Source organism: Pantoea sp. Z09, assembly GCF_022394795.1.
In the GTDB taxonomy this organism is placed as follows: domain Bacteria; phylum Pseudomonadota; class Gammaproteobacteria; order Enterobacterales; family Enterobacteriaceae; genus Pantoea; species Pantoea latae.
This window is the reverse complement of sequence record NZ_CP092373.1, coordinates 2,553,700-2,571,595: the sequence shown is the minus strand read 5'-3', so window position 1 is coordinate 2,571,595 and position 17,896 is coordinate 2,553,700. Positions and strand designations below refer to the sequence as shown.

General features: G+C 59.8%; 20 protein-coding genes. 12 read left to right on the top strand and 8 right to left on the bottom strand.

The genetic code is table 11. The annotated features are described in order from the left end of the window. Positions 1-198 precede the first annotated feature (198 nt). Positions 199-1,398 (top strand): serine hydrolase, encoded by a 1,200-nt coding sequence (locus tag MC269_RS12315; protein WP_239952581.1) that lies wholly within the window; start codon positions 199-201, stop codon positions 1,396-1,398. Between the two features lie 48 nt (positions 1,399-1,446). On the opposite strand, the gene ybjG is transcribed toward MC269_RS12315, so the two are convergent. Continuing rightward, positions 1,447-2,052, bottom strand: coding sequence for an undecaprenyl-diphosphate phosphatase (gene ybjG / locus MC269_RS12310; RefSeq protein ID WP_239952580.1), 606 nt, complete (start codon positions 2,050-2,052; stop codon positions 1,447-1,449). Positions 2,053-2,372: 320 nt separating this feature from the next. After that, positions 2,373-4,061 carry an aspartate:alanine antiporter gene (locus MC269_RS12305; RefSeq protein WP_239952579.1) on the bottom strand — a complete coding sequence of 563 codons (1,689 nt, stop codon included), beginning with the start codon at positions 4,059-4,061 and terminating at the stop codon, positions 2,373-2,375. Between the two features lie 247 nt (positions 4,062-4,308). Between MC269_RS12305 and ybjM the strand changes: the two genes are divergently transcribed. Continuing rightward, positions 4,309-4,665, top strand: a complete 357-nt coding sequence (gene ybjM, locus MC269_RS12300; RefSeq protein ID WP_239952578.1) for an inner membrane protein YbjM — start codon at positions 4,309-4,311, stop codon at positions 4,663-4,665. 52 nt (positions 4,666-4,717) lie between these two features. On the opposite strand, the gene MC269_RS12295 is transcribed toward ybjM, so the two are convergent. Further along, complete coding sequence (locus MC269_RS12295) at positions 4,718-4,975, bottom strand: GrxA family glutaredoxin (protein WP_081135959.1); 258 nt, start codon at positions 4,973-4,975, stop codon at positions 4,718-4,720. A gap of 195 nt (positions 4,976-5,170) precedes the next feature. Here MC269_RS12295 and MC269_RS12290 point away from each other — a divergent pair, with 195 nt between their 5' ends. The 10 genes from MC269_RS12290 (at position 5,171) to rlmC (ending at position 13,950) form a co-directional block, all read left to right on the top strand. After that, positions 5,171-5,440 carry a DUF1418 family protein gene (locus MC269_RS12290; RefSeq protein ID WP_081135957.1) on the top strand — a complete coding sequence of 90 codons (270 nt, stop codon included), beginning with the start codon at positions 5,171-5,173 and terminating at the stop codon, positions 5,438-5,440. Continuing rightward, complete coding sequence (nfsA, locus tag MC269_RS12285) at positions 5,440-6,162, top strand: oxygen-insensitive NADPH nitroreductase (protein WP_081135955.1); 723 nt, start codon at positions 5,440-5,442, stop codon at positions 6,160-6,162. The genes MC269_RS12290 and nfsA overlap by 1 nt, the downstream gene beginning before the upstream one ends. Before the next feature lie 18 nt (positions 6,163-6,180). Further along, positions 6,181-7,083, top strand: coding sequence for a 30S ribosomal protein S6--L-glutamate ligase (gene rimK, locus MC269_RS12280; RefSeq protein WP_239955113.1), 903 nt, complete (start codon positions 6,181-6,183; stop codon positions 7,081-7,083). 87 nt (positions 7,084-7,170) lie between these two features. Next, positions 7,171-7,650 (top strand): YbjN domain-containing protein, encoded by a 480-nt coding sequence (locus MC269_RS12275; protein WP_033789230.1) that lies wholly within the window; start codon positions 7,171-7,173, stop codon positions 7,648-7,650. 380 nt (positions 7,651-8,030) lie between these two features. After that, entirely contained in the window at positions 8,031-9,137 is a 1,107-nt protein-coding gene (gene potF, locus MC269_RS12270; RefSeq protein WP_239952577.1) for a spermidine/putrescine ABC transporter substrate-binding protein PotF, read from the top strand. Between the two features lie 117 nt (positions 9,138-9,254). Continuing rightward, entirely contained in the window at positions 9,255-10,388 is a 1,134-nt protein-coding gene (gene potG, locus MC269_RS12265) for a putrescine ABC transporter ATP-binding subunit PotG (protein ID WP_094078471.1), read from the top strand. Between the two features lie 9 nt (positions 10,389-10,397). Beyond that, complete coding sequence (gene potH / locus MC269_RS12260; protein ID WP_081135949.1) at positions 10,398-11,363, top strand: putrescine ABC transporter permease PotH; 966 nt, start codon at positions 10,398-10,400, stop codon at positions 11,361-11,363. After that, the gene (gene potI, locus MC269_RS12255) at positions 11,360-12,205 is read left to right on the top strand and encodes a putrescine ABC transporter permease PotI (RefSeq protein WP_081135947.1); all 846 of its coding nucleotides are present in this window, start codon (positions 11,360-11,362) and stop codon (positions 12,203-12,205) included. Before potH ends, potI begins: the two co-directional genes overlap by 4 nt. A 73-nt stretch (positions 12,206-12,278) precedes the next feature. Beyond that, a complete protein-coding gene (locus MC269_RS12250) occupies positions 12,279-12,746 on the top strand; it encodes a YbjO family protein (RefSeq protein WP_081135945.1) in 468 nt (155 codons plus the stop codon). A 49-nt stretch (positions 12,747-12,795) separates the two neighbouring features. Beyond that, entirely contained in the window at positions 12,796-13,950 is a 1,155-nt protein-coding gene (gene rlmC / locus MC269_RS12245) for a 23S rRNA (uracil(747)-C(5))-methyltransferase RlmC (RefSeq protein WP_239952576.1), read from the top strand. Between the two features lie 61 nt (positions 13,951-14,011). Here the strand turns inward: rlmC and MC269_RS12240 are convergent, their stop codons facing one another. The 5 genes from MC269_RS12240 to artP all read right to left on the bottom strand — a co-directional run bounded on the left by MC269_RS12240 (position 14,012) and on the right by artP (position 17,728). Next, positions 14,012-14,743, bottom strand: coding sequence for an arginine ABC transporter substrate-binding protein (locus MC269_RS12240; RefSeq protein WP_239952575.1), 732 nt, complete (start codon positions 14,741-14,743; stop codon positions 14,012-14,014). Between the two features lie 118 nt (positions 14,744-14,861). After that, a complete protein-coding gene (gene artM, locus MC269_RS12235) occupies positions 14,862-15,530 on the bottom strand; it encodes an arginine ABC transporter permease ArtM (RefSeq protein ID WP_033751357.1) in 669 nt (222 codons plus the stop codon). Further along, positions 15,530-16,246, bottom strand: a complete 717-nt coding sequence (gene artQ, locus MC269_RS12230; RefSeq protein WP_239952574.1) for an arginine ABC transporter permease ArtQ — start codon at positions 16,244-16,246, stop codon at positions 15,530-15,532. The genes artM and artQ overlap by 1 nt, the downstream gene beginning before the upstream one ends. Positions 16,247-16,252: 6 nt before the next feature. Continuing rightward, positions 16,253-16,984: an arginine ABC transporter substrate-binding protein gene (artJ, locus tag MC269_RS12225; RefSeq protein WP_081135937.1), complete on the bottom strand. Its 732-nt coding sequence runs from the start codon at positions 16,982-16,984 to the stop codon at positions 16,253-16,255. 15 nt (positions 16,985-16,999) lie between these two features. Beyond that, on the bottom strand, positions 17,000-17,728 hold the full coding sequence (gene artP / locus MC269_RS12220) for an arginine ABC transporter ATP-binding protein ArtP (protein ID WP_239952573.1): 729 nt from the start codon (positions 17,726-17,728) through the stop codon (positions 17,000-17,002). Positions 17,729-17,896 lie beyond the last annotated feature (168 nt).

Sequence of the window (17,896 nt, the reverse complement as noted above, 5' to 3'; positions counted from 1 at the left end):
AATCGGAATTTAACCGGCTTTTCTCCACGCGCGCGCGGCGCGACACTGGTCAGCGCGTCCGGCTGGTGCCAGGGTTACTCTACTAAACTCTATAAAACTTTACGGTTGGGCGGTTTTTTTCATGCGCTGCAGAGGGTAGCGTTTTACTCTGTCGTTTTTTGCCTTAAAACCGCGATTTAACATGGAATTTCCTCGCATATGACAACTATTCGCTCTCCACGCCGCCTGCGGTACGCCGCCGCCTCGTTACTGCTGTTTGTCGCGCCCGCCGCGCTTGCCGTTGATGCCCCAGCGCCGCCTCAGGTTGAGGCCAAAGCCTGGATTCTGATGGATTACGCCAGCGGTAAGGTGCTGGCGGAAGGCAACGCGGACGATCGGCTCGATCCCGCCAGCCTGACCAAAATGATGACCAGCTATGTGGTCGGGCAGGCGCTGAAATCGGGCAAGATTAAGCGCGACGATATGGTGACCATCGGTCAGGACGCGTGGGCCACCGGCAATCCTAAGCTCAAGGGCTCGTCGCTGATGTTCCTTAAGCCTGGCGACCGCATTCCGGTGTCGGAGCTGAATAAAGGCATTGTCATCCAGTCCGGCAACGACGCCTGCATCGCGCTGGCCGACTATGTCGCCGGCAGTCAGGACGCCTTTATCGGCCTGATGAACAACTACGTGAAGGCGTTCGGGCTGAAAAACACCCACTTTATGACGGTGCACGGGCTGGATGCAGAAGGGCAGTACAGCACGGCGCGCGATATGGCGCTGATTGGCCAGGCGCTAATCCGCGACGTGCCGGAAGAGTATGCGCTGAATAAAGAGAAAGAGTTTACCTTTAACCATATTCGCCAGATGAACCGCAACCGGCTGCTGTGGAGCACCAATCTGCAGGTCGACGGCATCAAGACCGGCCACACCTCGGGTGCCGGCAACAATCTCGTGGCCTCCGCCACCGAGAATGATATGCGCTTGATCTCCGTGGTGCTCGGCACCGCCACCGACGCCGCGCGTTTTCGCGAGAGCGAGAAGCTGCTGACCTGGGGATTCCGCTTTTTCGAAACCGTGACGCCGATTAAGGCGGATAAGCCGTTCGCCCAGCAGCGCGTCTGGTTCGGCGATCGCAAAGAGGTCAATCTGGGTGTCGAGAAAGACGCCGCGCTGACGCTGCCGAAAGGGCAGATGAAGAACCTGAAGGCGAGCTATAACCTGACCACGCCGCAGCTTGAAGCGCCGTTAAAGAAAAATCAGGTGGTGGGCACCATCGACTTCCAGCTGGATGGCAAAACCATCGAACAGCGTCCGCTGGTGGTGATGGAGGAGGTGCCAGAAGGCAACTTCTTCAGCCGCATCGTCGATTTCGTGCTGATGCAGTTCCACTCGCTGTTCGGCAAGTGGTTTAGTTAAGGCTCGCGGGTACGCACCTCATCCCTGAGGTGCGTCTGTAAACAGGCCTTAATCCTGGATCCAGCCTTTGCGTATCGGCAGGGCGAACAGCGCGCGGTAAAGCGCGCTAAAGGTCGCCAGCATGCGCGCGCCGTAGCCCTGCCAGGCGAGATGCGACGCCAGACAGCCGAGCAGCCCCACCAGAAACCCGCCCAGCATATCCATCGGCCAGTGCACGCCAAGGTAAACACGCGACCAGGCGATGGCCGTGCCGAGCGCCATCAGGATCACGCCCGACCAGAGGCGATGCCAGAAAATAAACGCCAGCGCAAAGGTAAAAATGGTGGTGCCGTGATCGCTCGGGTAGGAGTCGTCAGGCGCATGATGCAGAAACTGATAGCCCAGCCCGATGGCGAACGGGCGCGGATGCGGAAACAGCTGGCCGACGCACCATGAGATGCTCAGCGCGTAAATCAGCGCCATGCCGGTTTTCAGCACCAGCACGCGCTGCGAGTGGACGCGATCGCGCGGACCCCACAGCCAGAGCGCGACAATCAGCAGCGGCACGATAGCGATCAGATCTTTGGCGATAAAGGTCGCCAGCGCCAGCAGCCAGGCGGGGGAATCCGGGGTGGCGTTGATCAGTAAAAACAGTGAGTGGTTAAGCGCTTCCATCGTGGTGTCAGTCTCCTCGTCATAAACCTGCGCCCGTCTACCGTTGCGCACAAAATGGCAATAAAAAGCCTATCCTGGCGGCATGGCCCGCCGGGGTATATAGCGTCGGTTCTTAAATGACACGCAGGTTGCAGAACGGTTTAAGTTCAGTGACGCTGCGCGCAGCCTTTGCCCGCTGCGACGCAGTAAACCGCAGGCATAAAAAAACCCGTCAGCAAAAAAGCTGGCGGGCTCCACAATTTGGGGATTTCAAAGAAAAGCAGTGGCACATATTCAGACTCAGCCTTAACAAAAAAGTTCTGGACTGAGTCAAAAAAATTTTATAAGGGCAAAATTGGCCAGATAATCACAATCAGCGTGCCGGCCAGCGTCAGCAGCACGTTGGCAATGGCGTAGGTGCCTGCGTAGCCGAGCGCCGGAATATTGCTGCGCGCCGTATCGCAGATAATCTCCATCGCCGGCGCGCAGGTGCGGGCGCCCATAATGGCGCCAAACAGCAGCGCGCGGTTCATGCGCAGCACGTAGGCGCCGAACAGATAGCAGATCACCACCGGCAGCAAACTTACCAGCAGGCCGCACAGCAGCATTAGCGCGCCTTCGCTGCCGAGCCCGTGATTGATGCCGCTGCCAGCGCTCAGGCCGACGCCCGCCATAAACACCATCAGCCCAAACTCCTTCACCATGGTCAGCGCCCCCTGCGGGATATAGCCGAAGGTCGGATGGTTGGCGCGCAGGAAGCCGAGCATAATGCCGGCGAACAGCAGCCCGGCGGCGTTGCCGATGCCGAAGCTAAAGTTGCTGAACTGGAAGGTAATCAGCCCGATCATCAGCCCGACAATAAAGAAGGCGCAGAACGCCAGCAGATCGGTTACCTGACTGTGAATGGCGATAAAGCCAATGCGGTCCGCCACGTTCTTCACGCGCTTCGCCTCGCCGCTGACCTGCAGGATATCGCCCTTGTGCAGCATAATGCTGTCGTCGATCGGCATCTCAATCTGGCTGCGGATCACCCGGTTCAGGAAGCAGCCGTGATCGGTCAGGTTCAGTTTGCTAAGGCGCTTGTTCACCGCGTTGTGGTTTTTCACCACAATCTCTTCTGTGACGATGCGCATATCGAGCAGATCGCGGTCAAAAACCTCTTTGCCGTTGCGGAAGCTGGCGTCGAGGCGCGCGTGGGCGTCGGGATAGCCCACCAGCGAAATATCGTCGCCCAGCTGCAACACCGCGTCGCCGTCCGGGCTGGCCAGAATGCCGTTGCGGCGAATACGCTCGATATAGCAGCCGGTCTGGCGGTAGATGCCCAGCTCGCGCAGATTCTTGCCGCCGCTCCACGCCACCAGCTCCGGGCCGACGCGATAGGCGCGGATCACCGGCAGAAAAACCTTGCGCTGGCTGTCGGCGTCGAGCCCGCGCTCGCGCGCGATCTGCTGCGCGCAGGTCGCCAAATCCTGATGCTGCAGGCGCGGCAGGTAGCGCGCGCCAAAAATTAAGCTCACCAGGCCCACCAGATAGGTGAGGGCATAGCCGAGAGAGAGATGATCCTGCATCAGCGCCAGCTGAGCGCGGTCGTTAATACTTTGCCGCAGCGTGTCGCCAGCGCCCACCAGCACCGGCGTCGAGGTCATCGACCCCGCCAGCATGCCCGCCGTCAGGCCGATATCCCAGCCGAACAGTTTGCCGAAGCCGAGCGCCAGCAGCAGCGCGCTGACCACCATCACCATCGCCAGCAGAAAATAGTTTTTTCCGTCGCGGAAGAAAATCGAAAAAAAGTTGGGACCCGCCTCTACGCCGACGCAAAAAATAAACAGCATAAAGCCCAGGCTCAGCGCGGCGGTATTAATCGCGAAGTGCTGCTGCCCGAGTAATAAAGAAACCACTAATACGCCGATGGAATTTCCTAACTGCACCGAACCCAGGCGTAATTTACCCAGACAGAGCCCGAGCGCTAAAACGACAAATAATAACAGAACGTCATTTCCGCTTAACAAATTTGCGACGTTTATGTTCACTGTTTAACTTCTTGTTTACGTGTAAGCTGTTGATGACAGGCCTGTTTTTCGCTATCTTGTGCAGGCCGCGCGGTGAGCCTGCTATTTACCCAAACAGGCCACTCTGAAACGGCAGACATTCTAATCATAAAAATCACCCTCAGCCATGCGCTGAAAACGTCATTCAGCCCCTGGCCTGTTTCATTTTATTTCCACCAGATCGCGGCAGGTTATTGTCATTGTGATAATTTTCAACAAGTGGGGTGATATGCCACAGCGTTCGCTGCGCTGGACGGGGGCAATGCTCGGCGTTGCGCTCTATAGTCTGGTGTTTATTTATGCTCATCGTTTCTGGCTGGTCGGCAATACGCCGCTGCGCGGCCAGCCTGAACTGCTGCTGTTTTTACTGCCTGGCGTGGTGATGGCGCTGCTGCATGCGGACAGCCCGCTAAAAAGCACGCTGCTGATGGCGCTGTGGGGCACGCTGCTCGGCGTGCTGCTGCTTAACAACGCGCTGCTGGCGCACACCAGCTGGCTGATGCTCTCCACCTGGAGCCTGAGCGCGCTCTTCTGGGCGGGCAGCGGCGCGCTGCTGGTGCGTCTGGCGCGGATCGTCTGGCGCTGACGCCAGAATAAAAAAACGGGCCGAAGCGGCCCGTTAGCTGTGCGTTGACGCCTTACGCGCCCAGATTCTCTTTGCTCCAGGCGGCGAAGTCGGTATAGCCGCCGATATGCTGCTCATCCACAAAAATCTGCGGCACGGTGCTTACCGGTTTGCCCGCGCTCTTTTCCAGATCCGCTTTGGTGATGCCTTCCGCCTGGATATCCACATACTGGTAGCTAAAGTCGTCGCGCTCGGCGCTGAGCTTGTCGGCCAGCTCTTTCGCACGCACGCAGTAGGGGCAGCCTGGACGACCAAAAATCACAGTAACCATGAAACGCTCCTTAATTCAGGTTCTACAATGTGACCCATGTCACATAAGTTCAGAACAGATGGTCAATATGATGCCCGCTCGAACCGCTTAAAGAAAGGGGGAAATGCCTGTTAGTCTGATGCGCGCCGCCTATGCAAGTTTGTGAAGCTTGACCATAATTAGCGGCCTGAACCCGGTGCGACCCAGGAGAACGCCATGACCCCACTGGCACGTTTACCCAAAGCTCTGCTGCTGATGGAGGCGCTCGGCGGCCTAATGGCGCTCTGCGCGCTGCTGCTGGCTAACCGCTGGCTACCGCTGCCCGCGCACCTCGACAGCAAGACGCTGGCGACCGCGCTGCTGATGGTGGGCATTCTGCTGATGCTGCCCGCCGCCTGGCTGATGATGTGGCGTACCGCCCGAGCCATGGCGCCGCAGCTGTTTGGTCGCACCACTAACAACAACAAGACTCGCCGGAGACCTTAATGACACCGACTATCGATCTATTGTGCAGCCACCGTTCCATTCGTGCCTTTACCGATCAGGCCATTAGCGCGGAACAGCGTGAGGCGATTATCGCCGCGGCGCAATCGGCGTCCACCTCCAGCTTTCTACAGTGCTCTTCTATTGTGCGCATTACCGATCCCGCGCTGCGTCAGCAGCTGGTTCAGCTGACCGGCGGCCAGCAGTGGGTCGCGGACGCGGCGGAATTCTGGGTGTTCTGCGCCGACTTCAACCGTCATCTGCAAATCTGCCCGGACGCGCAGCTGGGCCGCGCCGAGCAGCTGCTGCTCGGCTGCGTCGACACCGCGCTGATGGCGCAGAACGCCATGGTCGCCGCCGAATCGCTCGGCCTGGGCGGCGTCTTTATCGGCGGCATCCGCAACAATATCGCGCAGGTTACCGAGCTGCTTGGCCTGCCGAAATTCGTGCTGCCGCTGTTCGGCTTCTGCATCGGCTATCCCGACGCGGTGCCCGACGTTAAACCACGTCTGCCGCAGGCGATGCTGGTGCATGAGAACCGCTACCAGCCGGTCGATCCGCAGGTGCTGGCCGACTACGACAGCCGCACGGCGATCTACTACGAGCAGCGCGACAGCAATCAGCGCAGCGAAACCTGGAGCGAGCTGATCCAGCGCCTGATCGTCAAAGAGACGCGCCCATTTATGCTTGACTACCTGCATCAGCAGGGCTGGGCAACGCGCTAACCGGCACGAGGATCGATGATGAAAATCGCTATATTGTCGCGCGATCCGACGCTCTACTCCTGCCGCCGCTTATGCGAAGTGGGCGAGCGGCGCGGGCATGAGATTCAGGTCATCGATCCGCTCTCCTGCTACATGAACATCAATCCAGCGTCGCCGACGGTGCACTATCGCGGTGAACCGCTGGGCCATTTCGACGCGGTGATCCCGCGCATCGGCCCGGCCACTACCTTTTACGGCACTGCGGTGCTGCGCCAGTTCGAGATGTGCGGCAGCTATCCGCTCAACGAGTCGCTGGCGATCGCCCGTGCGCGCGATAAGCTGCGCTCGCTGCAGCTGCTGGCGCGTCAGGGGATCGATATGCCGGTAACCGGCTTCGCCTCGTCGCCGGACGACACTCAGGATCTGATCGCTATGGTGGGCGGCGCGCCGCTGGTGGTGAAGCTGGTGGAGGGCACGCAGGGCATCGGCGTGGTGCTGGCGGAGACACGCCAGGCGGCGGAGAGCGTCATTGACGCCTTTCGCGGCCTCAACGCCCATATTCTGGTGCAGGAGTTTATTCAGGAAGCGCAGGGACGCGACCTGCGCTGTCTGGTGATCGGCGACGAGGTGGTGGCGGCGATTGAGCGCGAGGCGAAAGAGGGCGATTTCCGCTCTAACCTGCATCGCGGCGGCACCGCGCGCGCGGTGGAGATCACCCCGCAGGAGCGCGATATGGCGGTGAAAGCGGCGACGACGCTGGGGCTGGCGGTTGCGGGCGTCGATATCCTGCGCGCCCGACGCGGGCCGCTGGTGATGGAGGTCAACGCCTCTCCTGGGCTGGAGGGGATCGAAACCACCACCGGCCTCGATATCGCCGCCCTGATGATCGGCTGGATTGAGCGCAACGCTTTGCCCGGCTTCACTCTTAAAACCGGCGGCTGACGCGCGCTTTTCAGCGGTTTTCGTAGCGTCCCGCCCTTTTTTTCCGTAAGCTTAGTCGCCTGTTTATTCACCCCTTGGGACACTACGATGGATTCTCTTGTCGTTCCGGATATCGACCTGTTGCGTCGCTGGCTGGATCAGCAAAATATCACCTGGTTCGAATGTGATGCCTGTCAGGCACTTCATCTGCCGCACATGCAAAATTTCGATGGGGTGTTTGACGCCAAAATCGATCTGGTCGACAACGTCATTCTCTTCTCCGCGCTGGCGGAGGTAAAGCCGACGGCGCTGATCCCGCTGGTCGGGGATCTGTCGCAGATCAACGCCAGCTCGCTGACGGTGAAAGCCTTTGTCGACATTCAGGATGATAATCTGCCAAAGCTGATTGTCTGCCAGTCCCTCGCAACCAGCGCCGGTCTGACCTTTGGCCAGTTCGCCAGCTTTATGAAGCAGAGCGAAGAGCAGGTTTCGATGGTGATCATGGAAGCGTTCGCCAATAATCTGCTGATGATGGGCGAAGAAGAAGAGCGCGCGCCGGTCAGCTTCAGCCATTCGCTGCTGCACTAAGCCCCCCCATTTTCCTGCTTTTTTAACTGCCGCTTTATGCGGCAGTTTCTATTTTTGCGCCGCCATTTTTTATTCTGCATTTCGCCCTTTACTGCCAGATATTTCTCGTGCTTTATGCCAATCCTGCCAGACCACATAGCACAAACATGCATAACCTGTCGCTAAAAGGCGTTTTTTACGCTGGGGTATGGCAGCGGCAGGGTCGGGGGGCTATTCTTGCGGGGCTGCATGAGACGTGGATCCGCAGCGCAGGTATCAGTTTTTACTATTAAACTCTCAGTGAATATTGATTCATTGTGTCCTTGAATTCGCGCACAGCTTGCCATGCAGGGATCCGCGTTGACCCGGTGGTGATGATCCGCTCAGGAGGAAATAAAAAGATGTCTATTCAAAAAAAATGGTTGTCAGGTGCGATTGCTGGCGTACTGATGGTCGCCTCTGCAGGCTCAATGGCGGAAGATAAAACGCTGCACGTTTATAACTGGTCAGATTATATCTCGGCGGACACCGTTCCCAATTTTGAGAAAGCGTCCGGCATTAAAGTGGTCTACGACGTGTTCGACTCCAACGAGGTGCTGGAAGGCAAACTGATGGCGGGCAGCACCGGCTACGACGTGGTGGTGCCATCCTCCAGCTTTCTGGCGCGTCAGCTGCAGTCCGGCGTGTTCCAGGAGCTGGACAAGAGCAAGCTGCCGAACTACAAAAACCTCGATCCTGAGCTGATGAAGAAGGTGGCGCAGCACGATCCCGACAATAAATACGCCATCCCTTACCTGTGGGGCACCACCGGCATCGGCTATAACGTCGACAAGGTGAAAGCCGCGCTGGGCACCGACGCGCCGGTCAACAGCTGGGATCTGGTGCTGAAGCCGGAAAACCTCGAGAAGCTGAAAAGCTGCGGCGTCTCCTTCCTCGACGCGCCGGAAGAGATTTTCGCCACCGTGCTTAACTATCTCGGCAAAGATCCTAACAGCAGCGACGCCAAAGACTACTCCGGCGCGGCGACCGATCTGCTGCTGAAGCTGCGCCCCAGCATTCGCTACTTCCACTCGTCGCAGTACATCAACGATCTGGCAAACGGCAACACCTGCGTCGCCATCGGCTGGTCGGGCGATATTCTGCAGGCGAAAAACCGTGCCGAGCAGGCGAAAAACGGCGTCCATCTCGCCTACAGCGTGCCGAAAGAGGGCGCGCTCGCCTTCTTCGACATGATGGCGATCCCGAAAGACGCGAAAAAACTCGACGCCGCCTATCAATGGCTGAACTACATCATGGATCCGAAAGTCATTGCCGACGTTTCCAACAAGATGTCCTACGCTAACGGTAACAAGGCATCGCTGCCGCTGATCAACGCTGACATCCGCAACAACCCGGGTATCTTCCCGACGCCGGAGGCGATGTCGAAGCTGTTCGTGCTGAAGGTGCAGGATCCGAAGCTGGATCGCGCGCGCACCCGTGCGTGGACGCGCGTAAAAAGCGGGAAATAAGCCGCGTTTAGCGCACCCGCACGTTAACAACCTGGAACAGAGGCGCTGCGCTGGCCTCTGTTTTCCTTTTTTTAGCGGCTGGCTCAGCCGTTCCGCGTAGACCGGAGTGAACTGTTAGTGAACGACGCGATCCCTCGTCCTCAACCTAAAACCGCAAAGGCGTTAACGCCGCTGCTGGAGATCCGCAATCTGACCAAATCGTTCGACGGCCAGCACGCCGTCGACGACGTCAGCCTCACCATCTATAAAGGCGAAATTTTCGCGCTGCTCGGCGCCTCCGGCTGCGGAAAATCGACCCTGCTGCGCATGCTGGCGGGCTTCGAGCCGCCGACCAGCGGCCAGATCGTGTTGGACGGCCAGGACCTCTCCCACGTGCCGCCTTATCAGCGTCCGGTCAATATGATGTTCCAGTCCTATGCGCTTTTTCCACATATGACGGTAGAGCAGAACATCGCCTTCGGCCTGAAGCAGGACAAACTGCCGAAGGGCGAGATCGCCGCGCGCGTGCAGGAGATGCTGGCGCTGGTGCATATGCAGGAGTTCGCGAAACGCAAGCCGCACCAGCTCTCCGGCGGCCAGCGTCAGCGCGTGGCGCTGGCGCGCAGCCTGGCGAAGCGGCCCAAGCTGCTGCTGCTCGACGAGCCGATGGGCGCGCTGGATAAAAAACTGCGCGACCGGATGCAGCTGGAAGTGGTGGATATCCTGGAGCGCGTCGGCGCCACCTGCGTGATGGTGACCCACGACCAGGAAGAGGCGATGACCATGGCGGGCCGCATCGCCATTATGAACCGCGGCAAATTCGTGCAGATCGGCGAGCCGGAAGAGATTTACGAGCACCCGACCACCGTCTACAGCGCGGAGTTTATCGGCTCGGTGAACGTCTTTAACGGCATGCTGCGCGAACGCCAGGAGGATGGTCTGGTGATCGACAGCCCCGGGCTGGTGCACCCGCTGAAGGTCGACTCCGACGTCTCGGTGCTGGATAACGTGCCGGTGCACGTCGCGCTGCGCCCGGAAAAAGTGATGCTGTGCGACGAGGTGCCGGCGGACGGCTACAACTTCGCCGTCGGCGAAGTGGTGCATATCGCCTATCTCGGCGATCTCTCCATCTTCCACGTGCGGCTGAAAAGCGGCCAGATGATCAGCGCCCAGCTGCAGAACGCCCATCGCTTCCGCAAAGGGCTGCCGACCTGGGGCGACGAAGTACGCCTCTGCTGGGATGTCGACAGCTGTGTGGTGCTGACGGCTTAAGGAGACGCAATGAGCCAACTTTTTCACTCCAGCAAGCCGGTGCGCGCGCGCCTGGCCGGCACGCCGCTGCAGCGCTGGGCGACGCGCATGAAAATGCGTCACGGCCGCAAGCTGGCGATCGCGCTGCCCTACGTCTGGCTGGTGCTCTTTTTCCTGCTGCCGTTTTTGATTGTGCTGAAGATCAGCTTTGCCGATATCGCGCGCGCCATTCCGCCCTATACCGAGCTGATTAGCTGGGCGGACGATCAGCTCAACATCGTGCTCAATCTCGGCAACTACCTGACGCTAACCGACGATCCGCTCTACGTGGACGCCTATCTGCAGTCGCTGAAGGTGGCGGCAGTTTCGACCCTGATCTGCCTGCTGGTGGGCTATCCGCTCGCCTGGGCGGTGGCGCACAGCAAACCTTCGATGCGCACCATTCTGCTGCTGCTGGTGATCCTGCCGTCGTGGACCTCGTTTCTGGTGCGCGTCTATGCCTGGATGGGGCTGCTGAACAACAACGGCATCCTGAACCGGTTTCTGATGTGGCTGGGCGTCATCGACCATCCGCTGGTGATCCTCTACACCAACACGGCGGTCTATATCGGCATCGTTTACTGCTATCTGCCCTTTATGGTGCTGCCGATCTACACCGCGCTGACGCGCATCGACTATTCGCTGGTGGAGGCCTCGCTCGATCTCGGTGCGAAGCCGCTGAAAACCTTTTTCAGCGTGATCGTGCCGCTGACCAAAGGGGGCATTATTGCCGGCTCGATGCTGGTGTTTATCCCGGCGGTAGGCGAATACGTGATCCCGGAACTGCTCGGCGGCCCGGACAGCATTATGATTGGCCGCATTCTGTGGCAGGAGTTCTTCAACAACCGCGACTGGCCGGTCGCCTCGGCGCTGGCGGTGATTATTCTGCTGATTTTGATCCTGCCAATCGTCTGGTTCCACAAGCATCAAAACCGTGAAATGGGAGAGAAGGAATGAACCAGCTGCCTGCGATCCGCTCGCCGTGGCGCACCGCCATTCTGGCGTGCGGCTTCCTGTTTCTCTATGCGCCGATGCTGCTGCTGGTGGTCTACTCCTTCAACAGCTCGCAGCTGGTGACGGTGTGGGAGCGCTTCTCGTTTCACTGGTATCGCGTGCTGTTTCAGGACAGCGCCATGCTCGACGCGGTGGGGCTGAGCCTGACCATCGCCGCGCTGAGCGCCACCATGGCGGTGGTGCTCGGCACCATGGCGGCGGTGGTGGTGGTGCGCTTTGGCCGCTTTCGCGGCCATACCGGCTTCGCCTTTATGCTCACCGCGCCGCTGGTGATGCCCGACGTGATCACCGGACTGTCGCTGCTGCTGCTGTTCGTCGCCATGGGTAACGCCTTCGGCTGGCCGAGCGATCGCGGCATGCTCACCATCTGGCTGGCGCACGTTACCTTCTGCACCGCCTATGTGGCGGTGGTGATCAACTCGCGCCTGCGCGAGCTGGATCGCTCGATTGAAGAGGCGGCAATGGATCTGGGCGCGACGCCGCTGAAGGTCTTCTTCGTGATCACCGTGCCGATGATTGCCCCGGCGATCGTCACCGGCTGGCTGCTCGCCTTTACGCTGTCGCTGGACGATCTGGTGATCGCCAGCTTCGTCACCGGACCGGGCGCCACCACCTTGCCGATGGCGATCTTCGCCACCGTGCGGCGCGGCGTGAACCCGGAGATCAACGCGTTGGCGTCGCTGATCCTGTTTGTCGTCGGGCTGGTGGGCTTTATCGCCTGGCGCTGGATGGCGCACGAAGAAAAACAGCGTATTCGCGATATTCAGAAAGCCAGACGTGGCTGAAATCCGTAACTTTTGCCACTATAAAGACGGGCGGATGGTGCCGCCCGTCTACGCGTGGTGACGGAGCCTGCCGATGTCGGAAACCCTGAAGAACAGCGATTTTATCTCTCTCGCGCCTGTACCGGTGACGGTGGCGGGCATCGCTATTATCGCCACGCGCTGTTTGAGCGTGCTGATGCTGGCCAACGAGCTGGGGCTTGAGGAGATTGCCAACTTCGTTCATCGCAGCGCTCAGGCCTGGGACTCTACCCTGATCTTTATCGCCAGCCAGCTGATCTTCTTTTATGAGTTGCGCTGCGCCTTTCTGCTGCTGCGCGGCAGCAACCGCGGGCGCTGGGGCTTTGCGGCGACGCAGCTGGTGGTGCTGCTCTATATGCTGCTGGCGTCGACCGGCGCCGTCTACCCGGAGATTTTCAGCATCAGCGGCGCCAGCAACGCACAAATCATCCATCATACCCTGATGCAAAAGCTGCCCGACCTGCTGGTGCTGGGGCTGCTGTTTGTCCCCGCCGGCAGCCGCGCATTTTTCCGTAAGCGGTGATACAATCGCGCTCCGCCCGACCTCCCACGATTATTACAGGCCTTACCCGATGCAATGCGCGCTCTATGACGCCGACCGCTGCCGTTCATGCCAGTGGCTGGAAAAACCCTATTCGCAACAGCTGCACGACAAACAGGCGCGGCTCGAAGCGCTGCTGGCGCAGCAGCCGGTTGGAGAGTGGCTGCCGCCGGTGACCTCGGCGCAGCAGGCGTTCCGCAACAAAGCGAAGATGGTGGTCAGCGGCAGCGTCGAACGTCCGGTGCTCGGCATGGTGCAGCGCGACGGCACGGCGGTGGATCTCAGCGCCTGTCCGCTCTATCCGGCCAGCTTCGCGCCAGTGTTCGCTGCCATCAGGCCCTTTATCGCCCGCGCGGGCCTGACGCCCTATAACGTGGCGCGCCGGCGCGGCGAGCTGAAGTTCCTGCTGCTGACCGAAAGCACCCAGGGCGGCATGATGCTGCGCTTTGTGCTGCGCTCGCGCGCGAAGCTGGATCAGCTGCGCGCCGCGCTGCCGTGGCTGCAGCAGCAGCTGCCGCAGCTTCAGGTGATCTCGGCCAATATTCAGCCGGTGCATATGGCGATTCTCGAAGGGGATGAGGAGATTGCGCTGACGCCGGCGCAGTCGCTGGCGGAGAGCTTTAACCAGGTGCCGCTCTGGATCCGGCCGCAAAGCTTTTTCCAGACTAACCCGCAGGTGGCCGCCGCGCTCTACGCCACGGCGCGCGACTGGGTGCATGCGCTGAACGTCGGCAGCATGTGGGATCTGTTTTGCGGCGTTGGCGGCTTCGGCCTGCACTGCGCCACGCCGCAGATGCAGCTGACCGGCATTGAGATCAGCGCCGAGGCGATCGCCTGCGCACAGCGCTCGGCGCAAATGCTGGGACTGGAGAAGGTGAACTTTGCCGCGCTCGACTCAACCGCTTTCGCCACCGGGCGCGACGCGGTGCCCGATCTGGTGCTGGTCAATCCGCCGCGGCGCGGCATCGGCGCCGCGCTGTGCGACTATCTCAGCCGCATGGCGCCGCAGACTATCCTCTACTCGAGCTGCAATCCCGAGAGCATGGCGCAGGATATCGCGCGGCTGGCGGCCTATCGCGTCACGCGCGTGCAGCTGTTCGACATGTTTCCGCACACCGCGCACTTTGAGGTGCTCTGCCTGCTGACGCGCCGTGGCGCGGAAAGAGAGGGTGGGCCAGCGTCCTGACAGCCTGAACTGAGGAGCGTGCAGAACCGGTCAGACTTTCGTCCGCTGGCCCATAATGGCGTTACTCAGGAAACCATTTTTGATTCAGCTGCTGCAGGGCGCCGTTGCTTTTCAGCGTCGCCAGCGCGTCGTTCAGACGGTCGCGCAGCGCCGCGTTGCCTTTGCGCACCGCAATGCCCAGACCGGTGCCGAAATAGGCCTTGTCGGTGACGTGCTCGCCCACCGGCGCTAAGTCGCTGTTGGTCTTCAGCCACTGATTGACCACGGCGGTGTCGCCGAATACGCCATCCAGGCGACCGTTTTTCATATCAAGAATCGCGTTTTGATAGCTGTCATAGGCGACGGTGGCGATCTCAGGATGCTTCTCCTGCAGATATTTCTGGTGGGTGGTGCCGTTCTCCACGCCAATACGTTTGCCCTTCAGCGCGGCGAAGTCGCTGAATTTACCCTTACGCGCAATCACCACGGCGGAGTTGGCGTAGTAAGGCTGGGTGAAGTCCACCTGTTTGCTGCGCTCGTCGGTGATATCCATGCCGGAGATCACCGCGTCGAAGCGGCGAAATTTCAGCGACGGGATCAGGCTGTCGAAGGCGTTGTTGGTGAAGGTGCACTCCGCTTTCAGCTGCTGACAGAGCGCTTTCGCCAGGTCGATATCGTAGCCGACGATTTGGTTATCGCGATCCAGCGATTCAAACGGGGGATAGGTCGCGGAAGAGGCGAAGCGGATTGTCTCCGCCGCGTGGGCGCTCATTGCCAGAGTCGCCAGCGCGGCGGCAAGGATCCATTTTTTCATTGTGTGACTCCTGAAAACCATGCCAGAGGCGGAACGGTTGACACGATGCCAGTAAATGAATCTTTATGCAATATTTGTGAGTAAAAAATTAAAAAGGCGAGCATTGCTCGCCTGGTTATTAACTTCTGCGCTCAAACGCGAGCGCGCGTCGCTCAATCAGCCGCATCATCAGCGTCAGCAGCCCGTTCACCACCAGATAGACCAGACCGGCCGCGGCGAACACCATTACGTCGTAGGTGCGGCCGTAGAGCAGCTGGCCGTGGCCCATCACTTCCATCAGCGTAATGGTGTAGGCGAGCGATGTGCCTTTGAATACCAGCACCACCTCGTTGGAATAGGAGGAGAGGGCACGCTTAAAGGCGTAGGGCAGCAGGATGCGCAGCGTATCTTTGCGGTTCATGCCCAGCGCGGCGCAGGATTGCCACTGGCCCGACGGGATGGCGCGCATCGCGCCGTAAAACAGCTGCGTGGTGTAGGCGGCGCTGTTGAGCGACAGCGCCAGCATGGCGCAGAGCCACGGCTGCGACAGCAGATGCCACAGCCAGGGAACGCTCTGCAGGCTGGGGAACTGGCCGGGGCCGTAGTAGATCAGGAAGATCTGCACCAGCAGCGGCGTGCCGGTAAACAGAGTGATATAGATCTTCACCAGCGGCGTGAGCAGCGGGGTTTTCAGCGACAGCACCACGGTGAACAGCAGCGCCAGCACCAGCGCCACCAGCAGCGACGCCAGCGTCAGCGTCAGGCTGGTATGTAACCCTTTAAGAATTTCAGGCAGGTAGCTCAGCATTAGCTCTCCCCTCGCTCGAAGCGGGTGGTGCGCAGCTCAATCCGACGCAGCACCGCCTGGCTCAGCAGCGTAATGACCAGATAGATCGCCGCGGCGATAAGAAACCAGGTAAAGGGCTCCTGCGTGCGGGTGGCGATGCTTTTGGTCTGCAGCATCAGATCGTTGACGCTGATCAGCGAGACCAGCGCGGTATCCTTCAGCAGCACCAGCCACTGGTTGCCAAGGCCCGGCAGCGCGTGGCGCCACATCTGCGGCATAATCAGGCGCAGAAAAATCGCCGATTTCTTCATGCCCAGCGCCTGGCCCGACTCCCACTGTCCCTGCGGCACCGCCTTGAGCGCGCCGCGCAGGGTTTGCGAGGCGTAGGCGGAGTAGAGGATCGCCAGCGCGATCACGCCGCACAGAAAGGGGCTGACGTCGAAGTTTTCGATCTGAACCTGCACCGGCAGCTGGAACAGGCCGAGATTCAGGGTAAAGCCGTCGGAGAGCAGCAGCAGCAGCTGCGAGGCGCCGAAATAGATAAACAGCACCACCAGGATTTCCGGCAGGCCGCGGATCAGGGTCACCAGCGCGGTGCCGATCCACGCCAGCGGCTTGATGCGCAGCGACTCCCAGCCGGCAAAAATCATCGCCAGCGCAAGGCCGGCGATCAGGGCGCAAATAGCGAGGCCGACGGTCATGCCGGCGGCGCTGGCGAGAGGATAGAACTCACTCATCGGTAATTACTGCTGGAACCATTTGCTGTAGATGGTTTTGTAGGTGCCGTCGGCCTTCACCTTCGCCAGCGCGGCGTTGAACTTCGCCTGCAGATCGCTGTTGCCCTGACGCACGGCGATGCCGAGGCCGGTGCCGAAGTAGGCTTTATCGGTGACCTTGTCGCCCACCGCCGCCAGATTCGCGTTCTGCTTCAGCCACTCGTTCACCACCGCCGTGTCGCCGAACACCGCGTCGATACGGCCGTTTTTCAGGTCCAGCACCGCGTTCTGGTAGCTGTCGTAGGGCACGGTGGTGATATCGCCATGCTGATCGTTCAGGTATTTCTGGTGCGTGGTGCCGTTCTGCACGCCGACGCGTTTGCCCTTGAGTGCAGCCACATCGGCCACTTTGCCTTTCTGGGCGATAAACAGCGCGGAGTTGTCATAGTAGGGCTGGCTAAACAGCACCTGTTTTTCACGCTCCGGCGTGATATCCATGCCGGCCATCACCGCGTCGAAGCGGCGGAACTTCAGGCTCGGGATCAGGCTGTCGAACGCCTGATTGGTAAAGGTGCAGGTCGCGTCCATCTCTTTACAGAGCGCGTTCGCCAGATCGACGTCAAAGCCCTGGATCTTGTTGCTGGAATCGACGAACTCGAACGGAGGATAGGAGGCTTCGGTGGCGAAACGAATAGTCTGCGCCGCCGACGCGCTCAGGCTCAGACCAGCAAGCAGTGCAGCAAGTACGATTTTTTTCATTGGGAGCTTCCTGACTTAATGCGAAAGATAATGTGCAAACGCCTCGGTTTGCGGCTGTGTAAATCGGCTGGCGTCGCCCTGTTCCACGATATGGCCGTTCTCCATATAGACCACGCGGCTGGCGGTCTTACGGGCGACTTCGACTTCGTGGGTGACGATCACCTGCGTAATATTGGTCTGGGCCAGCTCGCGGATAATGCTGACGATCTGCGCGGTGATTTCGGGATCGAGCGCGGCGGTCGGCTCGTCGAACAGCAGCACCTGCGGCTCCATCATCAGGGCGCGCGCGATGGCGACGCGCTGCTGCTGGCCGCCGGAAAGGTGCAGCGGGAAACGGTCGGCATAGGGCGTCAGGCGCAGGCGCTCCAGCAGCTTGTCGGCGCGGGCGCGCGCCTCGCTTTTGCTGAGGCCCAGCACGCGGCACGGCGCTTCGATCAGGTTCTGCACCACGGTGAGGTGCGGCCAGAGATTATATTGCTGAAACACCATACCGACATTTTGACGCAGTTCGCGAATGGCGGCGTCAGACGGCGTTTTGCTGAAGTCAAAATGGTTGCCGGCAATTTTCAGGCTGCCTGAGCGCGGCTGCTCCAGCAGGTTAAGCACGCGCAGGAGTGAGCTTTTTCCCGCGCCGCTTGGGCCGAGCAGCACCAGCGTTTCGCCTTGCGGGCAATCCAGATTGATGTCAAACAGCGCCTGATGGGCGCCGTAAAAGCAGTTAATCCCGTTTAGTTGAATACTCATGCGCAAATTTTGAATAGCCATTAGTGCCGCGAATCTTAACCGCACCAGAATAGTTATGCAAATGAAGTGGGTTAAAATTTATTAAACTGCAGCGAAACAGGTAAAGCGTAGCACAATATCGCGCCATTCCGCGCAGGTCGCCATGGGCAAAAAAACGCGCCGCTGGAG